This is a genomic window from Macrococcus sp. PK, from assembly GCF_022501545.1.
Classification (GTDB): Bacteria; Bacillota; Bacilli; order Staphylococcales; family Staphylococcaceae; genus Macrococcoides; species Macrococcoides epidermidis.
In genome coordinates this window covers 39153-57168 of sequence record NZ_JAEPRF010000011.1, presented here as the reverse complement: position 1 = coordinate 57168, position 18016 = coordinate 39153, and the positions used below count along the sequence as shown (strand labels likewise).

The 18016-nt window shown below is 35.1% G+C and carries 16 protein-coding genes; 9 read left to right on the top strand and 7 right to left on the bottom strand.

The window, feature by feature from the left end; translation table 11 throughout:
* Positions 1-81: 81 nt before the first annotated feature.
* A complete protein-coding gene (locus tag JJJ02_RS08570) occupies positions 82-981 on the bottom strand; it encodes a nuclease-related domain-containing protein (protein WP_240838334.1) in 900 nt (299 codons plus the stop codon).
* A 92-nt stretch (positions 982-1073) separates the two neighbouring features.
* Here JJJ02_RS08570 and JJJ02_RS08565 point away from each other — a divergent pair, with 92 nt between their 5' ends.
* Together JJJ02_RS08565 and JJJ02_RS08555 are read left to right on the top strand one after the other, a co-directional pair.
* The gene (locus tag JJJ02_RS08565) at positions 1074-1844 is read left to right on the top strand and encodes a carbon-nitrogen family hydrolase (RefSeq protein ID WP_240838332.1); all 771 of its coding nucleotides are present in this window, start codon (positions 1074-1076) and stop codon (positions 1842-1844) included.
* Positions 1845-2298: 454 nt separating this feature from the next.
* A complete protein-coding gene (locus tag JJJ02_RS08555; protein WP_304653863.1) occupies positions 2299-5283 on the top strand; it encodes an SdrD B-like domain-containing protein in 2985 nt (994 codons plus the stop codon).
* Between the two features lie 52 nt (positions 5284-5335).
* On the opposite strand, the gene JJJ02_RS08550 is transcribed toward JJJ02_RS08555, so the two are convergent.
* Positions 5336-6706: an aldehyde dehydrogenase gene (locus JJJ02_RS08550; RefSeq protein ID WP_240838395.1), complete on the bottom strand. Its 1371-nt coding sequence runs from the start codon at positions 6704-6706 to the stop codon at positions 5336-5338.
* A 76-nt stretch (positions 6707-6782) separates the two neighbouring features.
* Here JJJ02_RS08550 and JJJ02_RS08545 point away from each other — a divergent pair, with 76 nt between their 5' ends.
* The gene (locus JJJ02_RS08545) at positions 6783-7745 is read left to right on the top strand and encodes a Gfo/Idh/MocA family protein (protein WP_240838393.1); all 963 of its coding nucleotides are present in this window, start codon (positions 6783-6785) and stop codon (positions 7743-7745) included.
* A 99-nt stretch (positions 7746-7844) separates the two neighbouring features.
* Here the strand turns inward: JJJ02_RS08545 and JJJ02_RS08540 are convergent, their stop codons facing one another.
* The 3 genes from JJJ02_RS08540 to JJJ02_RS08530 are packed head-to-tail and all read right to left on the bottom strand — an operon-like array spanning position 7845 to position 9650.
* Complete coding sequence (locus tag JJJ02_RS08540; RefSeq protein ID WP_111715788.1) at positions 7845-8114, bottom strand: GNAT family N-acetyltransferase; 270 nt, start codon at positions 8112-8114, stop codon at positions 7845-7847.
* Positions 8115-8132: 18 nt separating this feature from the next.
* Positions 8133-9053, bottom strand: a complete 921-nt coding sequence (locus tag JJJ02_RS08535) for a manganese-dependent inorganic pyrophosphatase (protein ID WP_170122503.1) — start codon at positions 9051-9053, stop codon at positions 8133-8135.
* A gap of 39 nt (positions 9054-9092) precedes the next feature.
* A complete protein-coding gene (locus JJJ02_RS08530; RefSeq protein WP_240838391.1) occupies positions 9093-9650 on the bottom strand; it encodes a cysteine hydrolase family protein in 558 nt (185 codons plus the stop codon).
* 102 nt (positions 9651-9752) lie between these two features.
* Between JJJ02_RS08530 and JJJ02_RS08525 the strand changes: the two genes are divergently transcribed.
* Positions 9753-10889, top strand: coding sequence for a glycosyl hydrolase family 28-related protein (locus tag JJJ02_RS08525; protein ID WP_239243156.1), 1137 nt, complete (start codon positions 9753-9755; stop codon positions 10887-10889).
* Positions 10890-10901: 12 nt separating this feature from the next.
* Here the strand turns inward: JJJ02_RS08525 and JJJ02_RS08520 are convergent, their stop codons facing one another.
* Positions 10902-11945, bottom strand: coding sequence for a nitric oxide synthase oxygenase (locus JJJ02_RS08520; RefSeq protein ID WP_240838389.1), 1044 nt, complete (start codon positions 11943-11945; stop codon positions 10902-10904).
* 74 nt (positions 11946-12019) lie between these two features.
* Entirely contained in the window at positions 12020-13183 is a 1164-nt protein-coding gene (locus tag JJJ02_RS08515) for an MFS transporter (RefSeq protein WP_111715797.1), read from the bottom strand.
* Positions 13184-13330: 147 nt separating this feature from the next.
* Between JJJ02_RS08515 and JJJ02_RS08510 the strand changes: the two genes are divergently transcribed.
* The 5 genes from JJJ02_RS08510 (at position 13331) to purB (ending at position 17876) form a co-directional block, all read left to right on the top strand.
* Positions 13331-14788, top strand: a complete 1458-nt coding sequence (locus tag JJJ02_RS08510) for a nicotinate phosphoribosyltransferase (RefSeq protein WP_111715799.1) — start codon at positions 13331-13333, stop codon at positions 14786-14788.
* Positions 14789-15613 carry an ammonia-dependent NAD(+) synthetase gene (gene nadE, locus JJJ02_RS08505; protein WP_240838387.1) on the top strand — a complete coding sequence of 275 codons (825 nt, stop codon included), beginning with the start codon at positions 14789-14791 and terminating at the stop codon, positions 15611-15613.
* 41 nt (positions 15614-15654) lie between these two features.
* A complete protein-coding gene (locus tag JJJ02_RS08500) occupies positions 15655-16221 on the top strand; it encodes a DUF2179 domain-containing protein (RefSeq protein ID WP_111715802.1) in 567 nt (188 codons plus the stop codon).
* Complete coding sequence (locus JJJ02_RS08495) at positions 16211-16387, top strand: NETI motif-containing protein (RefSeq protein WP_111715804.1); 177 nt, start codon at positions 16211-16213, stop codon at positions 16385-16387. The genes JJJ02_RS08500 and JJJ02_RS08495 overlap by 11 nt, the downstream gene beginning before the upstream one ends.
* A gap of 193 nt (positions 16388-16580) precedes the next feature.
* Positions 16581-17876, top strand: coding sequence for an adenylosuccinate lyase (purB, locus tag JJJ02_RS08490; protein WP_111715806.1), 1296 nt, complete (start codon positions 16581-16583; stop codon positions 17874-17876).
* Positions 17877-18016 lie beyond the last annotated feature (140 nt).

The window sequence follows — 18016 nt, the reverse complement described above, 5'->3', positions numbered from 1 at the left end:
GAAATTGGTGAACCCCCAATTTCGAGAGAGGAGTCAAAGACGAAATGGATAAAACCCCAATTTCAGCATCAATTAAATTTATTAACGATAAAATGTTAATGGCCCATTCTTAAATATTTTATGATGTGTATTCAAATATGTACGTATCTTTTCGCTACTAATATGATTTTCTGTCCATTTTTTGACCAGATTCACGTTTAATCGTTCCATCGGATAAATTAAATGGATGTCTTCGATTGCTTTTTGTAAATAGTCATTACAGTTAACTTCTTTTTTGCATGCTGGACACTTAAATTTTCGATTCGAAACTTTTTCGTACTTTGCAACATGACAATGACATACAACGCCCATGCCTAAATCTTCAATATTAATACGCTTTCTAAAATTGAATTTTTCATCAGTGTATTGCAAATCTATTAATTTTTTAGCAATATGTTCATCATATTTATCGATAGTAATCTTGCTATTCTCTGTAATTATTCTGTAAATATCATGATACTCTAATATATTGTCATGAACTTGGTAACCATAAACTTTATAATCGGGATTAACAAATGTAGTGTAGTAGTTGAAGGGCAGGTCAATGTGGTTTTGTGTAAGAAGTATTTTAAATAATTTAGGTGTTCTAATTCTTTGTTCTTTTAATTTATCAATAGGTGTACCATTTAGAAAATAGAATAGATTGTCTTTATAGCAGACATCACAGTACATATTTTTGATTTCAAATATAAATATTTGTCCGTTCATAATAATGAGCGCATCAATTTGAAAGTATTGTTTACTAACTAAAAATCTTAAATTGTTTAGTATTAGCCCGTATTTGAGATTTTGCTTCACAATAGCATCAAAACTTCGTTCACCGTTTATTCCTTTTATCCGCGTATCAATATCTTCATTATCATCATAAGAAAGTTTAGCCCGAATACTTAGCTGCAGTAAATAGGATAAATCCATATCAAATTTTCTTTCTTTAATAATCATTAAAAATCTCCTTTTAACATTTCAATGATAAAATAATAATAACAAAATAGTATTAAACACATGTAAAATAATTGTAAAAATGGAGTGAGAATATGAAAATTGCGATTTATCAAATGGAGATTATTCCTGGTGAACCCGAGAAAAATATTGAGAAAGTTGCAAATTGGTTATCGACACTCGATGACGTTGATATTGCTGTATTACCAGAGATGTGGAACACGTCATATACATTAGAGGAATTAATAAATATAACATCTGAAGCAGGACAGCGAGAAATCGAAAAATTAAGTGAACTTGCAAAACAATATCAGATAAATATTGTTGGAGGATCAATTGCAGTCAGAGTCGAAGATAAGATTTACAATCGGGCAATTGTTATTAATAAAAATGGTGAACATATACATCAGTACGATAAATTACATCTAGTACCGATGTTGGATGAACCAAATTATTTAACACAAGGGAATAATATTTCAATTTTTGAAATAGATAATGTAAAGATGGGCGTTATTATTTGTTATGATCTGCGATTCCCTGAAATATCGAGGAAATTAGCTTTAGAAGGAATTGAAGTACTATTTGTTGTAGCAGAGTGGCCGATAGAACGTATCAGTCAATTTGAAAAATTACTCTATGCTAGAGCAATTGAAAACCAGGTTTATGTCATTGCAAGCAACAGTATCGGAAAATGTGATGATACGGTATTTGGTGGTAAATCGATGGTGATAAATCCATTAGGAGAAGCCACTACAAAAATAATATTAGGAGAAGGCACAATACAATCTAAAATTAATATAGAAGAGATTAGAAGTATTAGAAGTGACATACCTTTATTGAAAACACGTAGAGCAGATATATATTAGCACTTAATGTAAAAAAAATCGCTATATATAATTTGTCACAATTTAGACACATTTAAAGTAAATAATTCTACACAGAAATGATTATTTTTAACATATTAAATAATAAAGTGAATTAATCTGAAAAATATTATAAGAATATATTATTAAAATTAAATTTTATTCAAAAATATTTCATAATGATTGGTCTAACTGTTAAATTTCTATTTAATTGATCTATAAATATGTAGTAATGATTAAAATATTATTAAAATAAAGTTTAATGTAAATATTTTCAAAATAAATAACTTAGATTTGTAAATATAATACTTTTTCAAGAATACTGAAAATTATATTAATTTTAATCTTAAACGATTTAATAAGGGTTTACTTAGGAAAATAAAGTCTATAGAATTAAAGTGTATAATGTATTCATTGTAGCATTATTGCATGTTTTTATTTTAAAGGAGGATTTTGTATGAAAAAATCAAACAAAAGTAAATTAGATTTCCTTCCTAACAGATTAAATAAATTTTCAATCAGAAAATTTTCATCTGTGGGTACAGCTTCAATTTTAATTGGATCTTTAGTGTTTACAGGAAGCCAAGCAAGTGCAGCAACAGATGATACAGCAACGACTGAGGCAGCGACTACAGAAGCAGCGGCAGAAGCTACTTATTCTATTAGTGGTAGCATTTTTGATGATTTACAACAATACGATGCAAACGGTAATTACCTTGCAGCTAATGATAATTTAAGAGGAGCTAACGAGACTTTATTATTAGCGACTCCAGAAGAATTAGCAAACTTTAAAGTTGTATTGAAAAACGGTGCAGGTGAAATAGTAGAAACTAAGTCATTAGATGCATCAGGCGCATACTCATTCTCTGGTTTGAAAAATGGAGTATATCATTTAGATTTCCAAAATCCATTAACATGGTCGCCGGTTATTGCAAATATTGATAACAATGCACATGATGCTAATGATTCAGATGGACCAACTGGCGTTCGTATTGAAATTAAAGATGCGAATGTAACGAATGTAGACCAAGGGTTTGCTTCAGGACATACAACTAAAGATATGGCAGAAGTAATCAATCCAACACCAACAACAGAAGCGCCAACAACAGAAGCGCCAACAACAGAAGCGCCAACAACAGAAGCACCAACAACAGAAGCACCAGTTAAAGATACTGGCGATCACAAGATTGCTGGTCGTATCTTTGACGATCTTTTAGGCGCTAACGGTGAAGCGAACAACAACTTACGTGATGAAAATGAAAGTTTAGTGTTAGCTACTCCAGAAGAGTTAGCGGCTTTCAAAGTTGAATTACGTGATGAAGCTGGTAATGTCGTTGCGGAAAAATCTTTAGATGCAACTGGTTACTATGAGTTTACTGGTTTAAAAAATGGTACTTATAATGTAACGTTTAAAAACCCATTAACTTGGTCACCTGTTATCGCTAACGTTGATTTTGATGCAAGTGATGATAGAGACTCAGATGGTCCAACAGATGTACGTGTTGTAATCAACAACAATGATTCATTACATGTAGACCAAGGATATAAAAAAGGTGCAGGACATTCAGTAAATGATTTACCAGATACAGAAGCGCCAACAACAGAAGCGCCAACAACAGAAGCACCAACAACAGAAGCACCAACGACAGAAGCACCAACGACAGAAGCACCAACGACAGAAGCACCGACAACAGAAGCACCAGCTAAAGGTAAATATTCTTTAGGTGACAAAGTTTGGGAAGATAAATTAGAAGAAGATACTAAAGCGCCAAATAATGTTCAGGATGCTGACGAAAAAGGTATCGAAGGTATTAAAGTAACTTTACATGACTATGCTGGTAACTTTGTAGGTGAAACTTACACGGATGCTAACGGTCAGTACAGATTTGATAACTTACCAAATGGTACTTACCGTGTTGATTTTGATACACCACTTGGCTGGTCACCAGTTATTGCTAACTTAGGAGACGAAGTTATTGATTCAGACGGTCCTGTGGCAGTTTTAGCTGATATCAATGGTAAAGACAATCTGGATGTAGACCAAGGTTATGTAAATAATGGTGGAGGTGGAGTAGTTACTCCGGTTCCAACGCCAGATCCTGGTAAACCAGAACCGACTCCAGAACCAACCCCAGACCCAGTTAGACCTGAAGGGAAATACTCTATCGGAGATAAAGTATGGTGGGATGATCAAGATAAAGAAGGCAACTTAGATAACTTACAAGATCCAAATGAAGCACCTGTTAAAGATTTAAAAGTTACAATTCGTGACGAAGCAGGTAACTTAATCGGTACAACTTATACTGATGCAAATGGTCATTATCAATTTGATAACTTACCAAACGGCACTTATATCGTTAATTTCCACAATCCATTAGATTGGTCACCAGTTATTGCTAACTTAGAAGCTGATTTACATGATGTAATCGATTCAGATGGACCAACAGATGTACGTGTAGTAATTAATGGTGCAAGCAACTTTGATGTAGACCAAGGTTATGTATTAAAAACTGGTTCTCCTGTTATCGTACCTCCAGGTGGCGGTGGAGAAGTAACACCACCAGTAACGCCTCCAGGTGGCGGTGGAGAAGTAACACCTCCAACAAAATTACCATTACCTCCAGAAGTATGTTCTGTCGTTTCTATCGGCGAAGGTGCAGCGGGTAACTTATCTATCGGAAACAAAGTATGGTGGGATGCTAACCGTAACAACATGCAAGACGCGGGAGAAAACCCAGTTGTAGGATTACGTGTAACACTACGTGACTACTCTGGTAATACAATTGGTGAAACTTATACTAATGCTTGGGGAGAATATGCGTTCCACGGTTTAGCTGAAGGAACTTACATCGTAAACTTCCACAATCCATTAGACTGGTCACCAGTAATTGCTAATATCGAAGCAGACTTACATGATGAAGTAGATTCAGATGGTCCAATCGATGTAATCGTAAATTTAAAAGATAAATCTAATGCTAACGTAGACCAAGGTTATTATGGTACTGGCGAAGCAGGTCCTAATTGTGATACAGGTATTACACCTCCTGGCGACAAYGGTGGCGGAGATAAAGATCCTGGCACTAAACCTGGCGACAACGGTGGCGGAGACAAAGATCCTGGCACTAAACCTGGCGACAACGGTGGCGGAGATAAAGATCCTGGCACTAAACCTGGCGACAATGGTGGCGGAGATGACAAAACTCCAGTAACACCTCCAACAGATGGTGGCGGAGACGATAAGACTCCAGTAACACCTCCAACAGATGGTGCTCAATTACCTGACGTTAAAGATTCTGAAAAAGCTACTGTAACTCCGGATAGCAATTTACCGGACACAGGTGAAGCAAACAACGCAGCAGTTGCAACTGGTGCAGCAGCAGCATTATTAGCTGGTGGCGCATTAATCGCAGCTTCTCGTAAAAGAAGAGACGAAGAAATTTAATAATTAACCTGAAAAGGAAGATCTCAAATTTGAGGCCTTCCTTTTTTGTATATTATTTAAATATTTGTTTGACGTATCTGAATTTTCCTTTGTAAGGTGGAAACATAATACCGGATTCCAATTTCGTGCTTTTTGTCATATAAGCTTTTTGATGACTGAATAATTCAAAGGTATATTTCCCATGATAGTGTCCCATGCCTGAATGCCCAACACCACCGAATGGCAAGTATGGATTCGCAACATGCATGATTGTATCATTTATACAGCCACCACCAAATGATACACGTGTGAATACGTCTCTAATAAAATCATGATCATCGCTAAATATATATAATGCCAATGGTTTTTCATATTGCTGAATTGTTTCAAAAATTTCTTCTTTGTAATTGTAACCGATGACCGGTAAGATAGGTCCGAATATTTCTTCCTGCATTGATAAGTCGTTTAATCGAGCATCAATAAGTGTCGGTGCAATATGTAGTACATCTGCTTTTGAAGCGCCTCCAATAAGAATACGGTCATGTGCTTCATCAATCATTGCTGTTAAGCGATTAAAGTGCTGGTCATTGATAATGTGACCATAGTCTTCACTTTCTAAAGCATTTTTCCCGTAAAATTCATTCAATGTAGATTGCATCGCTTTAAGAAATTTGTCTTTCACTTTATTGTCAATCAATACGTAATCAGGTGCGATACAAGTTTGTCCGGCATTCATGAATTTACCGAACGCAATGCGTTCAGCCGCCACTTTAATATTAGCTGTATCATCTATGATTGTAGGGCTCTTTCCACCGAGTTCCAGCGTAACTGGTGTAAGGTGTTTACTAGCTTTTTCATAGACGATTTGTCCTACTTTTGTACTACCTGTAAAGAAGATATAATCAAATCGAACGTCCAGTAAAGCTGACGTTACTTCTTTTTCTCCTTGAATCACTTTTACGTATTCAGGTTCAAAGACTTCCTTCAAAATTTGTTCGATAACAATGCTTGTTTGAGGTGTATGTTCTGAAGGTTTGACAACTACACAGTTTCCAGCTGCGATAGCACCAATTAATGGGGACATAACAAGTTGGAATGGATAGTTGAATGGTCCGATGATAAGCACAGTACCGTATGGTTCATACATTAAATAACTTTTACCAGGAAATTGCATCATCGGCGTATTGATTGATTTCACCTTGCTCCAGTTTTTGATTTCCTTGATATATGTAGAAAGTTCTTTTAACACGATGCCAATTTCAGTAGCGTACGCTTCAACTTTTCCCTTCCCAAGATCGCTGTTTAAAGCATCGATAACATCTGTTTCATGGGCTTTTATTGCTTTTTTTAACGCTTTTAATTTTTTTCTTCTTAGTTTAATCTGCTTTGTTTCGTGCGTTGCAAAATAGTCTTTCATCTTTTTGATATCTTCGTGAATATTCATGAAAATTCCTCCATTTAGCATTGTTAAGGTGTATACTATTTAATAAACAAACGATAAAAATTACGGGGTGAAATAAATGAAATTTGGTCTTATCGGAACAAACTGGATTACTGATCGATTTATCGAAGCAGGTATTACTGTTCCAGAATTTGAACTACATAGCGTCTATTCCAGAACGATTGAACGTGCGCAAAGTTTTGCAGAAAAACATCATATTCCTAACTTTACAGATAATATGGATAAATTGTTGAATGATGAAGCAGTGGATATCATTTATATAGCTACACCAAATATATTACATCATCAACAGGCAATACAAGCAATGAATCGTGGGAAACATGTTTTATGCGAAAAACCGATCGCCACAAGTGAAAAAAACTTTAATTTAATGTATCAGGCGATGGAAAATAATGATGTGTTCTTCATGGAAGCGATGAAAAGTATCTACTCACCATCTTTTAACAAACTTCATGAATGGATTAAAGAAATCGGAATCATTCGTCGTGCCAACTTCCACTATAATCAATATTCCTCTCGCTATGATAAATATAAAGATGGTATAGTAGAAAATGCTTTTAAACCTGAACTGGGAAACGGAGCATTAATGGACTTAGGTGTCTACACGATTAGTCCTTTAGTTAATTTATTTGGAATGCCTAAAACAATTCAGGCGACTGGCAAACTGTTGTCAACTGGCGCTGATGGGCAAGGTACGATTATTTGTAATCATCATTATATGACATCTGTACTCAGCTATTCAAAAATTATTGATAGCCATTTACCATCAGAGATTATTGGCGAAGAAGGTATTATATTAATTGATAAAATCTCTGCACCAAATAAAGTTCAGAAGTTGAATCGTCATGGAGAAGTTATTGATGAAATAGTGAGTGATGCACCACCTATGTCATATGAAATAGCCCATTTCATAGAAGCGATTAAAAATAAAGATTTTAAGGCGCTCAATTTAGAGACTTCACATCAAACAATGAAAGTAATTGATGAAGTAAAAAAACAAATTGGCATTTTAATAAAATAAGTTATTGATTATTCAGAAAATTTAAATTATAATAAAGCCATACCATTTTTTCATTCTTTCAAATATAACAAAAAGAGACGCACCCCGCGTCTCTTTTTATTATTTAATCAGTTCTTTTAACTCGGTATCACGCTCCATTACGATACGTGCATATGAACATAAAGGAATAATCTTTAAATTATTTGCCTTGGCATAATCTGTAACTTTTAATACTAAAGCTTTAGCGATACCCTGACCACGTAACTTTGGATCTGTATATGTGTGGTCGATTGCGATTGTGTCTTGTCCTGAAGGCTGGAAAGTGATTTCTGCTTCTGGTTGTGCTTCATCACCGATATAAAATTTATTATTTCCTTGAATAATTTCCATGACAAACACCTCTTCTATTTATGATAATACATCTGTAAGCTGTGGAACAACTTGTTTCTTACGAGATACGACACCTTCAAGTACAGCTGTGTTTTTATCTAATACGACATTGAATGCTTTTTCAACTGCTGCTTGTTGTTGTCCTAATGCTAACACTTTAGAGTTAGAGTTTAAGATGTCAGTAACAACAAGGACAAATAATGCATATCCTTCTTGTGCTGTTTCAGCATTGATTGCATTTTCTAATTCTTCCTGACGGCTTAATACTTCATCGATATCAACAGTATTTACTTGAGCAACGCGAACTTCGTGCTCACCCATTGAGAATGATTTTGCATCGATATTTAATAATTCTTCAGCTGTCTTATCGGCAGTATTTGCGCCAGCTTTTAACATATCTAATCCGTAAGATTGAATATCAACGTTAGCAATAGCAGCTAATTCTTCAGCAGCTTTAACGTCTTCATCTGTACAAGTTGGAGATTTAAATAATAATGAATCTGAAATAATAGCAGATACCATTAAGCCTGCAATTTCAGGTTTAATTTCAACACCATGTTCTTTATACATCTTGTTTAAGATTGTTGCTGTACAACCAACTGGTTCTGCACGGTAGTATAAAGGTCCTGCTGTTTCAAAGTTAGCAATACGGTGATGATCTACTACCATTAAGATATTCGCATCTTCAATGCCGTCAGCTGACTGTTGAAACTCGTTATGGTCAACTAAGATAACATCTTCACCATGTAAGCGTTCGATCACGCGGGGAGCATTTACATTGAAGTGTTTTAAAGCATATTCTGTTTCACCATTTAAGTCACCTAAACGAACCGCTTCGATGTCTTTTCCTAAAGCTTTTTGTAAATCTTCCATTACTAAAGCTGATGTTACTGTGTCTGTATCTGGGTTTTTATGTCCGAAAGTTAAAATTTTCATAATAGTCTCCTTTTAGTATAATTCTTATCTATTTTATCATGATTATTTGATCTCTTCTACAGTCATGCCTAATACGTTCTTGAAGTGTTGTAGTGCATAACGATGACCTTCCGGATTGAATGAAGCAACCGCGCGTTCATCGACTGACATTTCAAAGCCTAAATTATACCCTTCTACTGCTGTATGAAGTACGCAAATATCAGTGCATACCCCAGCAAGTTCGATCTCTTTTATATTTCTTTCGCGTAAAAGTTGTAATAAAGGCGTACCACTAAACGCACTATATCGCATTTTATCAATCCAGAATACGTGGTTATTATCTTTATCACGCAAATAGAGTTCATGCAACTTACCATAAAGATGTCTACCATCCGTATCTTTAATGTTGTGCGGTGGGAATAATTTCGTTTCAGGATGATAAGTATCATTTTCAAAATGTAGATCCATCAATACAAAAATCGGCTTATTGTTATCTTTATAGTCATTCCATTTTTTAACCATCGTATCTTCCAGTGCAATTGCAGGTTCTCCGCACGTCAGTTTACCATCAAGTGCTACAAAGTCATTAGAATAATCAATAATTAATAAAGCTTCACTCATCGTCAACGCTCCTTTAAACGTAAGTTTTAAATTTAGAGTATACTGTTGATTAAAACAGGGTATAATCTTAATTACATTATAAATGATTTGAAGGTGTTATAAATGAAAAAGATTGATATTAAAGATTTTGGTGCGAAGGGTCGCCATGTTCTTTTTGATACGATTGGCTTACAGCGTGCACTGAATCAGGCAAAAAAAGAGCCTGTAGAAGTTTATGTTCCAGAAGGGACATATTACATCGGTAAAGAATTAGTGATTTATGCACACACTTATTTACATTTGCATCCTGATGCTGTTTTGCGCCGAATGAGTCCTTTTGCAATGCTTAAAAATGGTAGGAAAAGTGAAGGATATAAAGGGTACGATGGTAATGGTTATATTAAGATTGAAGGTGGGACGTTTGATCAATATGGTCATGTCCTAAATTTCAATAATAGTATTATGTCGCTTGGTCATGCGCGTGAAATTGAAATTAAAGATGTAACCTTTAAAAATGTTGTTCAGGGCCATGCGATAGATGCATGTGGTATCGATGGTTTTAAAGTATCGGGATGTAAGTTTCTCGGGTTTCGTGATGATAGTGGAGAACGTGCTTTTAGTGAAGCGATTCAACTAGATCTACAACTGAAAGACTCTTTCCCTAAGTTCGGTGAATATGATGGCACAGTGACGAAGAATGTCATCATTGAAAACTGTTATTTCGGTAATTCTAATGAACCGATGATGAAACCGTGGAACAGAGCGATAGGCAGTCATGCCAGCACATATGAAATTTATTATGAGAATATCACTGTAAAAAATAATACGTTTGACAAGATGGGAGATTATGCACTTACTTTCCTAAAATCAAAAGTATTGCATGTATATGATAATACCTTTAATGACTGTAATGGTGGTATACGTTATTTAGCAACGAAGCAGGGGAAATATTCACTTGATCTATACGGGAGAGACCATGGTGCTCAAGCAGGTGAAATGACTGTTATACGTAACAATCATTTTCACTCTATCAATGATAAATACGCAATATTATTTCAGAGTTATGATGGTAAGAAGAATAAAGATATCTATATCATCGATAATCAATTCAGTGAAGACAATACATGTACCATAAAGATAGGTGCAGCGAAAAATGTCGTGTGTATGCAAAATAAAAACTTAAAAAAGATTAAAAAGATAGAAGTAGATGATTTTTATGCAGAAACGATTGCTAAAGATGAATCTGTTGGTGAGTTATAAAAGCAACGTGTCCTAATGAAACGGACACGCTGCTTTTTTATTTTTATAATAAAAATTCGGTTCGTGATACGTATTGTCGTAACCTTTGTGCCAGTTATGAACAAGGGAAGGAGATATCGGAGGAATAAGCCACGTCCAGTCTCCAGTTACTTTTCTATTATTTGCCGCTTCATTCTCTTCAAATTTTAAAAATTGTCTGCTGGCGTTGTAATGATCAACGATGGAATAGCCTTGCTGTTTAAATGAATGATAAACTGCATAGTTTAATTCAACGACGACTTTATCGCGCCAGTAACTCGTCGTTCTGCTTGTATCTAAATCCATACTGCGGGCGATAGGCTCCAGTAAGTTATAACGATAATCATCTAGAAAATTACGACTTGCAATCTCACTTTCCATATACCAGCCATTAAAAGGACAAAGTGGATAAGTAATACCGCCGATAGATAAATCCATGCCAGATATAATCGGTACAGCATACCAATGAAGATTTAAGTCATTAAACTTTGGAAAGTCAGGATGTTCAATACGTACTTCTTTTATAAGGTCAGGATGAATTTCATATGTTTTGTATTGATTATCATAACGATAGAGTAACGGTAAAAATTTTCCGAATGATTTGTAACCGGTATGTTCAATTAATTTTTTCGTATCACTAACAATTGGATCATCAGCATATCGAATAAGCTGATCGTTTAGCAGTTCGAAATTAATGTTAGCTTGCTGATTAAAGATTGTGATAGTCGGAATAATTTTCCCGTTATTTGTTGCACGCTCGATATGTGTTTCAAGTGCAGTGAGATAGTCTTTTTCCTCTGTTACATGGCGCATATCAACGACATTTAACTTATCCCATATAAGACGACCGATACAGCGATTACTATTGCGCCAGGCAAGACGTGCACCGTATGTCAATTCTTCTGTTGTATGGATATAAGAGCCGGTATGCTCGATTTCTTGTTGAATTGACAGTAATCTTTTATTAATCGTATCTTCTTCAATGTTTAATTCATTGCCCATCTGTTTTATAAATGATTTAGCTTTTTCGAATAACAATTGTATCACCTCACTTTTATTTATTCTTATTATTTCTATTCTACAATAAAAAAAGCCCGATTTGGGCTTTTTGATTAATCTGTTTGTGGTTGTTGTCGCTTTTTATAATCGTAAAATGTAGCACAGCTTATTGCGAGTAATATAAAAGCGATATAGCTAAAAAATTGTGTGTTATGAGATATTTGAATCACTAGTCCTCCTAATATCGGACCTAATATACTGCCGATACTGAATATGAGACCGCACATTAAATTGCCTGCAGGTAACAAATATTTTGGAGTAATCTCCGTCATAAATGTTACACCTAAAGAATACATTGAGCCGACAAAGATACCGGTAATAAAAAAGAGTCCGACTAACACATAGCCTGAGTGACTGAAGATTTGGCACATCATAAATAGCATTGCACCGATGAAAGTCACGATAGTAAGTAAGATATTACGATTCATATTATCTGAAATCATACCAAGAGGTACCTGGAAGATAATCGCACCTAAACTGAACGCAGGTAAGATAATAATAATCAGATTAACAGGAATATCCTGCTTCATCGCATAAACAGGAAAGTTGCTGTTGAGACATGCTTCCAATATGCCGTACATCATCGGAAATAAGAATGCAACCCAGCTCGTCTTCATTACTTTACCAAAGTTGATAGTTGTTGATTTAAACGATATTTTTGAATGATTGTCTTCAGGAAATTCATTTTTTAGCATAAATACAAGGGCACTCGCTGTAATTGTGAATACTGCACTTAATAGAAACGGAAGGCTTGTATGTACTTCGTATAATTTAGCAAGTAATGGTCCTGCCATAAAGCCAAGTGAGAAGCTTAAGCCATAAAAAGAGATGATTCGGCCGAGTTTATGCTTCGGTGTTGTTTCAGTAAGCCATGATTGTGTAGCAAAGTGGAGCATATTATCGCCGACACCAACAAGCAGTCGTAATATAAACCAGAATGTCATTGCTTTATACACTGGGAAAAGTGACATCGATATTGCAATAATGATTGCGCCAATGACGACAAGATTCTTGTAACCTACTTTCCTTAGCAGACCTTCTAAAAATAATGATGCTAAAAAAACACCGATATATAAAGATGATGCATGTAATCCGTTGATAAAACTAGGGACATCATCACGTTCAAAGATGATGGCGATAAGAGGTAATAACATACCTTGTGTTAAACCGGAAATTGATACAATGATGGTGAGTATAATGAAATTTTTCTTAAACATAACGACCTCCTTATTTTTGATTGTATCAGAATGCGTTGGTAATGCCTAAATGTAAGCGGTATGTTAATATGAATTTAATATATATCAGTTCAAAACGTAAAATAAATCATTAATTGATAATTATAAAATTGTTGGGGAGATGAAGCAATGTACAACTATGCTGACGATAGTCTAATGTTACATACAGATTTATACCAGATTAATATGGGTGAAACTTACTGGAATGATGGTATCCACGAGCAAATAGCAGTCTTTGATGTTTATTTCAGAAGTATGCCATTTGATGGTGGTTATGCTGTGTTCGCGGGTCTGGAACGTGTCATTCATTACGTTAAAGGATTTAAATTTTCTGAAACGGATATGGAATATTTAAAGTCTTTAGGATATCAGGATGATTATCTCGCATATTTAAAAGATTTAAGATTTACAGGTAATATCCGTTCGATGCAGGAAGGAGAAATCTGCTTTAATAACGAACCGTTATTACGTATAGAGGCACCATTAATACAAGCGCAGTTACTGGAGACTGCAATATTAAATATTGTGAACTTCCAGGTACTTATTGCAACGAAAGCAAGTCGTATTAAACAAGTTGTTGGTGATGAAATTGTAATGGAATTCGGAACACGACGTGCGCAGGAAATGGATGCTGCAATTTGGGGGACACGTGCAGCATATATTGCTGGATTTGATTCGACAAGTAACGTTCGTGCAGGTAAGTTATTCGGCATTCCAGTGTCAGGGACGCATGCGCATGCGATGGTACAAGCGTATGATGATGAATATATTGCGTTTAAAAAATATGCAGAACGTCATAAAAACTGTGTCTTCCTTGTAGATACTTTCCATACGTTAAAGTCTGGTGTACCGAACGCGATTCGTGTAGCACAAGAATTAGGTGATAAGATTAATTTTGTCGGCATCCGTTTAGATTCCGGAGATTTAGCATACTTATCAAAAGAAGCACGTCGTATGTTAGATGAAGCGGGATTCCCGGATGCAAAAATATTTGCCTCAAATGACTTAGATGAAGAAACAATTACTAATTTGAAGTTACAAGGTGCAAAGATAACTGCCTGGGGTATCGGTACTAAATTAATTACAGCGTTTGATCAACCCGCATTAGGTGCAGTTTATAAACTTGTTGCCATTGAAAATAAAGCAGGGCAATTAGAAGATCGTATTAAAATATCAAATAATGCTGAAAAAGTAACGACACCGGGTAAAAAGAATGTATATCGTATTATAAATAATCAGACGAAAAAATCAGAAGGTGATTATATCACTTTAGATTTCGAAGAGCCATCTAAAGAAAAGCCGTTAAAGATGTTTCATCCGATTCATACGTATAAACAAAAATGGATCAATGATTTCACAGCAAAAGATCTTCATAAGGACATCTTTGTTGATGGAAAGTTAGTGTACGATGTACCTAATTTAGAACAGTCACGTGAATATTTAAAAGAGAATCTGGCATTATTATGGGAAGAAACAACGCGCTATTTAAATCCTGAAGAATATCCTGTAGATTTAAGTACGCTATGTTGGGAAAAGAAAAATCAGGAAATTTATGAAGTATCTAAAAAAGTGAAAGAAGTGAAGTAAATGTCATTACAACAAGATATTATAAAATCACTTTATGTTCAACCAGAGATTAATCCCGAAGAGACTTATAGAACTATCGTAGACTTCATAAAAAACTACGTTAAACAAAATCCATTTATCAAATCTCTAGTACTAGGCATTTCAGGCGGACAAGATTCTACTTTAGGGGGCAAACTATCACAAATTGCAGCAACTGAACTGCAAAGTGAAGGATTAGATGTGAAGTTTGTTGCTGTTAGATTACCTTATGGTGTGCAAAAAGATGAACAAGATTGTCAGGATGCACTTGACTATATCAATCCGGATAAGATTTATACAATAAATATTAAAGATGCAGTTGATGCGAGTATTGCGACATTAATTACTCAAGGTGTTACTTTAACGGATTTTCAAAAAGGCAATGAAAAAGCACGTGAGCGTATGAAAGCACAATATTCTATCGCAGCATTTCATAGTGGTATTGTTATCGGTACGGATCATGCAGCAGAAAGTATTACTGGTTTTTACACGAAGTTTGGTGATGGTGGAGCAGACATCTTTCCGCTTGCAGGCTTAAATAAACGTCAAGGTAAATCAATTCTTCAACTTCTTGATTGCCCGGAGCATCTTTACAATAAGGTACCGACTGCAGATCTTGAAGAGGATAAACCACAATTACCAGATGAAGTTGCACTGGGTGTAACATATAAGCAAATTGATGATTATTTAGAAGGCAAATCGATCGATGCTAAAGCTGCTAAGACAATAGAACAGCATTATTTAAGAACGCAACATAAACGTATGTTACCGATTACGCGTTTTTCTGTCCATGAAATCATTCGATAATAATGGTATAGTGTTAATGTATTAAAGCCAGGAGGATTGAAATGGATATATTAAGTAATCAATGGGCAGTAGTGGCACTGATATTTATCATTAATATTTTTTATGTCACTTGCCTAACAATGCGTATGATATTAACGTTAAAAGGTTATCGTTATTTAGCAGCTGCCGTATCAGTAGTGGAAGTTATTATTTATGTAGTAGGACTAGGACTTGTCATGAACAGTCTAGATAAAATCGAGAATATTATTGCTTATGCACTAGGATTTGGTGTAGGGATTATTGTCGGAATGAAAATAGAGGAGATGATAGCTTTAGGTTATATTGTTGTCAATGTTACGACAGCAGAATATGATAAAGAAATCCCTCGTACGTTACGTGACTTAGGTTATGGTGTAACGCATTATGCTGCACAAGGTCGTGACGGAGAACGTTTAGTCATGCAAATCTTAACACCACGTAAATATGAATTAAAATTAATGGATACAGTAAAGAATCTTGATCCAAAAGCGTTTATTATCGCATATGAACCTAAGAATATCCACGGTGGTTTCTGGGTGAAGGGTGTTAAAAGTACTCGTTTAAAGGCGTATGATGCAGATGAAATTTGAAGTGAGAGATAATGAGACGATTGCCGAATGTTTAGAACGTATGAGAGAAGCTGGGTATACGCCGGTAAAAAGATTCCAAAAACCAATTTTCAAGGAAAACGAAAAAGGTGAAATCGAAGTATATAAAGAACAGATCATCTTTACCGGCAAGAAGATAACCGAATAAATGAAATGGCAGACTGAAACATATGTTTCAGTCTGTTTTTGTAAGCAAATATGAATGGTACATGATAAACTAAATATAATAAATGACTAGTTGCTAATTTTTACGAACTTTTTTAGTAATCAAAATAACAATGTACGGATTTTGATTTTTTTGTTATACTACTATTGACTTTAAAAAACGGAGGAATTTATTCATGATTGAACGTTATTCAAGAGAAGTAATGTCTAATATCTGGACGGAGCAAAACAGATTTGAAGCATGGTTGGAGGTAGAAATTTTAGCAAGTGAAGCTTGGGCAGAGCTTGGATATATCCCGAAAGAAGATGTTAAATTAATCCGTCAGAATGCACGTGTAGATGTAGAACGTGCGAAAGAAATAGAACTAGAAACGCGTCATGATGTCGTTGCATTTACACGCCAGGTATCTGAAACTTTAGGTGAAGAGAAGAAATGGGTGCATTACGGTTTAACGAGTACAGATGTTGTCGATACTGCATTAAGCTATATGATCAAGCAAGCAAATGACATTATCGAGGAAGACCTTGAGAAATTCATCGAAGTATTAAAACAAAAAGCTTTAAAGCATAAAACGACTTTAATGATGGGTAGAACGCACGGTGTACACGCAGAACCTACAACATTCGGTTTAAAGATGGCATTATGGTATATGGAAATGCAACGTAACTTAAAGCGTTTCAAAGAAGTACGTAAAGAAATCGAAGTTGGTAAGATGAGTGGTGCTGTTGGAACATTTGCGAACATTCCACCTGAAATTGAAAGCTACGTATGTGAGAAATTAGGATTAGGATGTGCTGAAATCTCTACACAGACATTACAACGTGACCGTCACGCTTACTATATTGCTACATTAAGCTTAATCGCAACATCTATCGAGAAGTTTGCAGTAGAAGTGCGTGGACTTCAAAAGACCGAAACACGTGAAGTTGAAGAAGCGTTTGCTAAAGGTCAGAAAGGTTCTTCAGCAATGCCACATAAACGTAATCCGATTGGTTCAGAGAACGTTACTGGTATCGCGCGTGTCATTCGTGGCTACTTAACAACAGCTTATGAAAACGTACCATTATGGCACGAACGTGATATTTCACATTCATCTGCTGAACGTATTATGTTACCAGACGTTACAATCGCGTTAGATTACATGTTAAATCGTTTCACAAACATCATCGATAACTTAACAGTTTACGAAGAAAACATGAAAGCGAACATGGAAAAAACTTTTGGTTTAATCTACTCACAACGTGTAATGTTAACGTTAATTGATAAAGGTATGGTACGTGAGGAAGCGTATGATACAGTGCAACCGAAAGCGATGGAATCATGGGCAACGAAGACACCTTTCCGTGAGTTAGTTGAACAGGATAGCAAAATCACTGACTTATTATCAAAAGAAGAATTAGATGAATGCTTCAACGAAAATCATCATTTAAATCAAATCGATACATTATTCAAACGTGCTGGTTTAGAATAACGTTTAAAAAAGAATCTCTTCGGAGATTCTTTTTTTTAGTACTTTTAAACTTTTTTAACAATATTAAATTAAAAAGTAATTTACATTTTTTTAAAATTTGAATAAAATTATATTATACGTTTTTTGGTTAAATGATATAG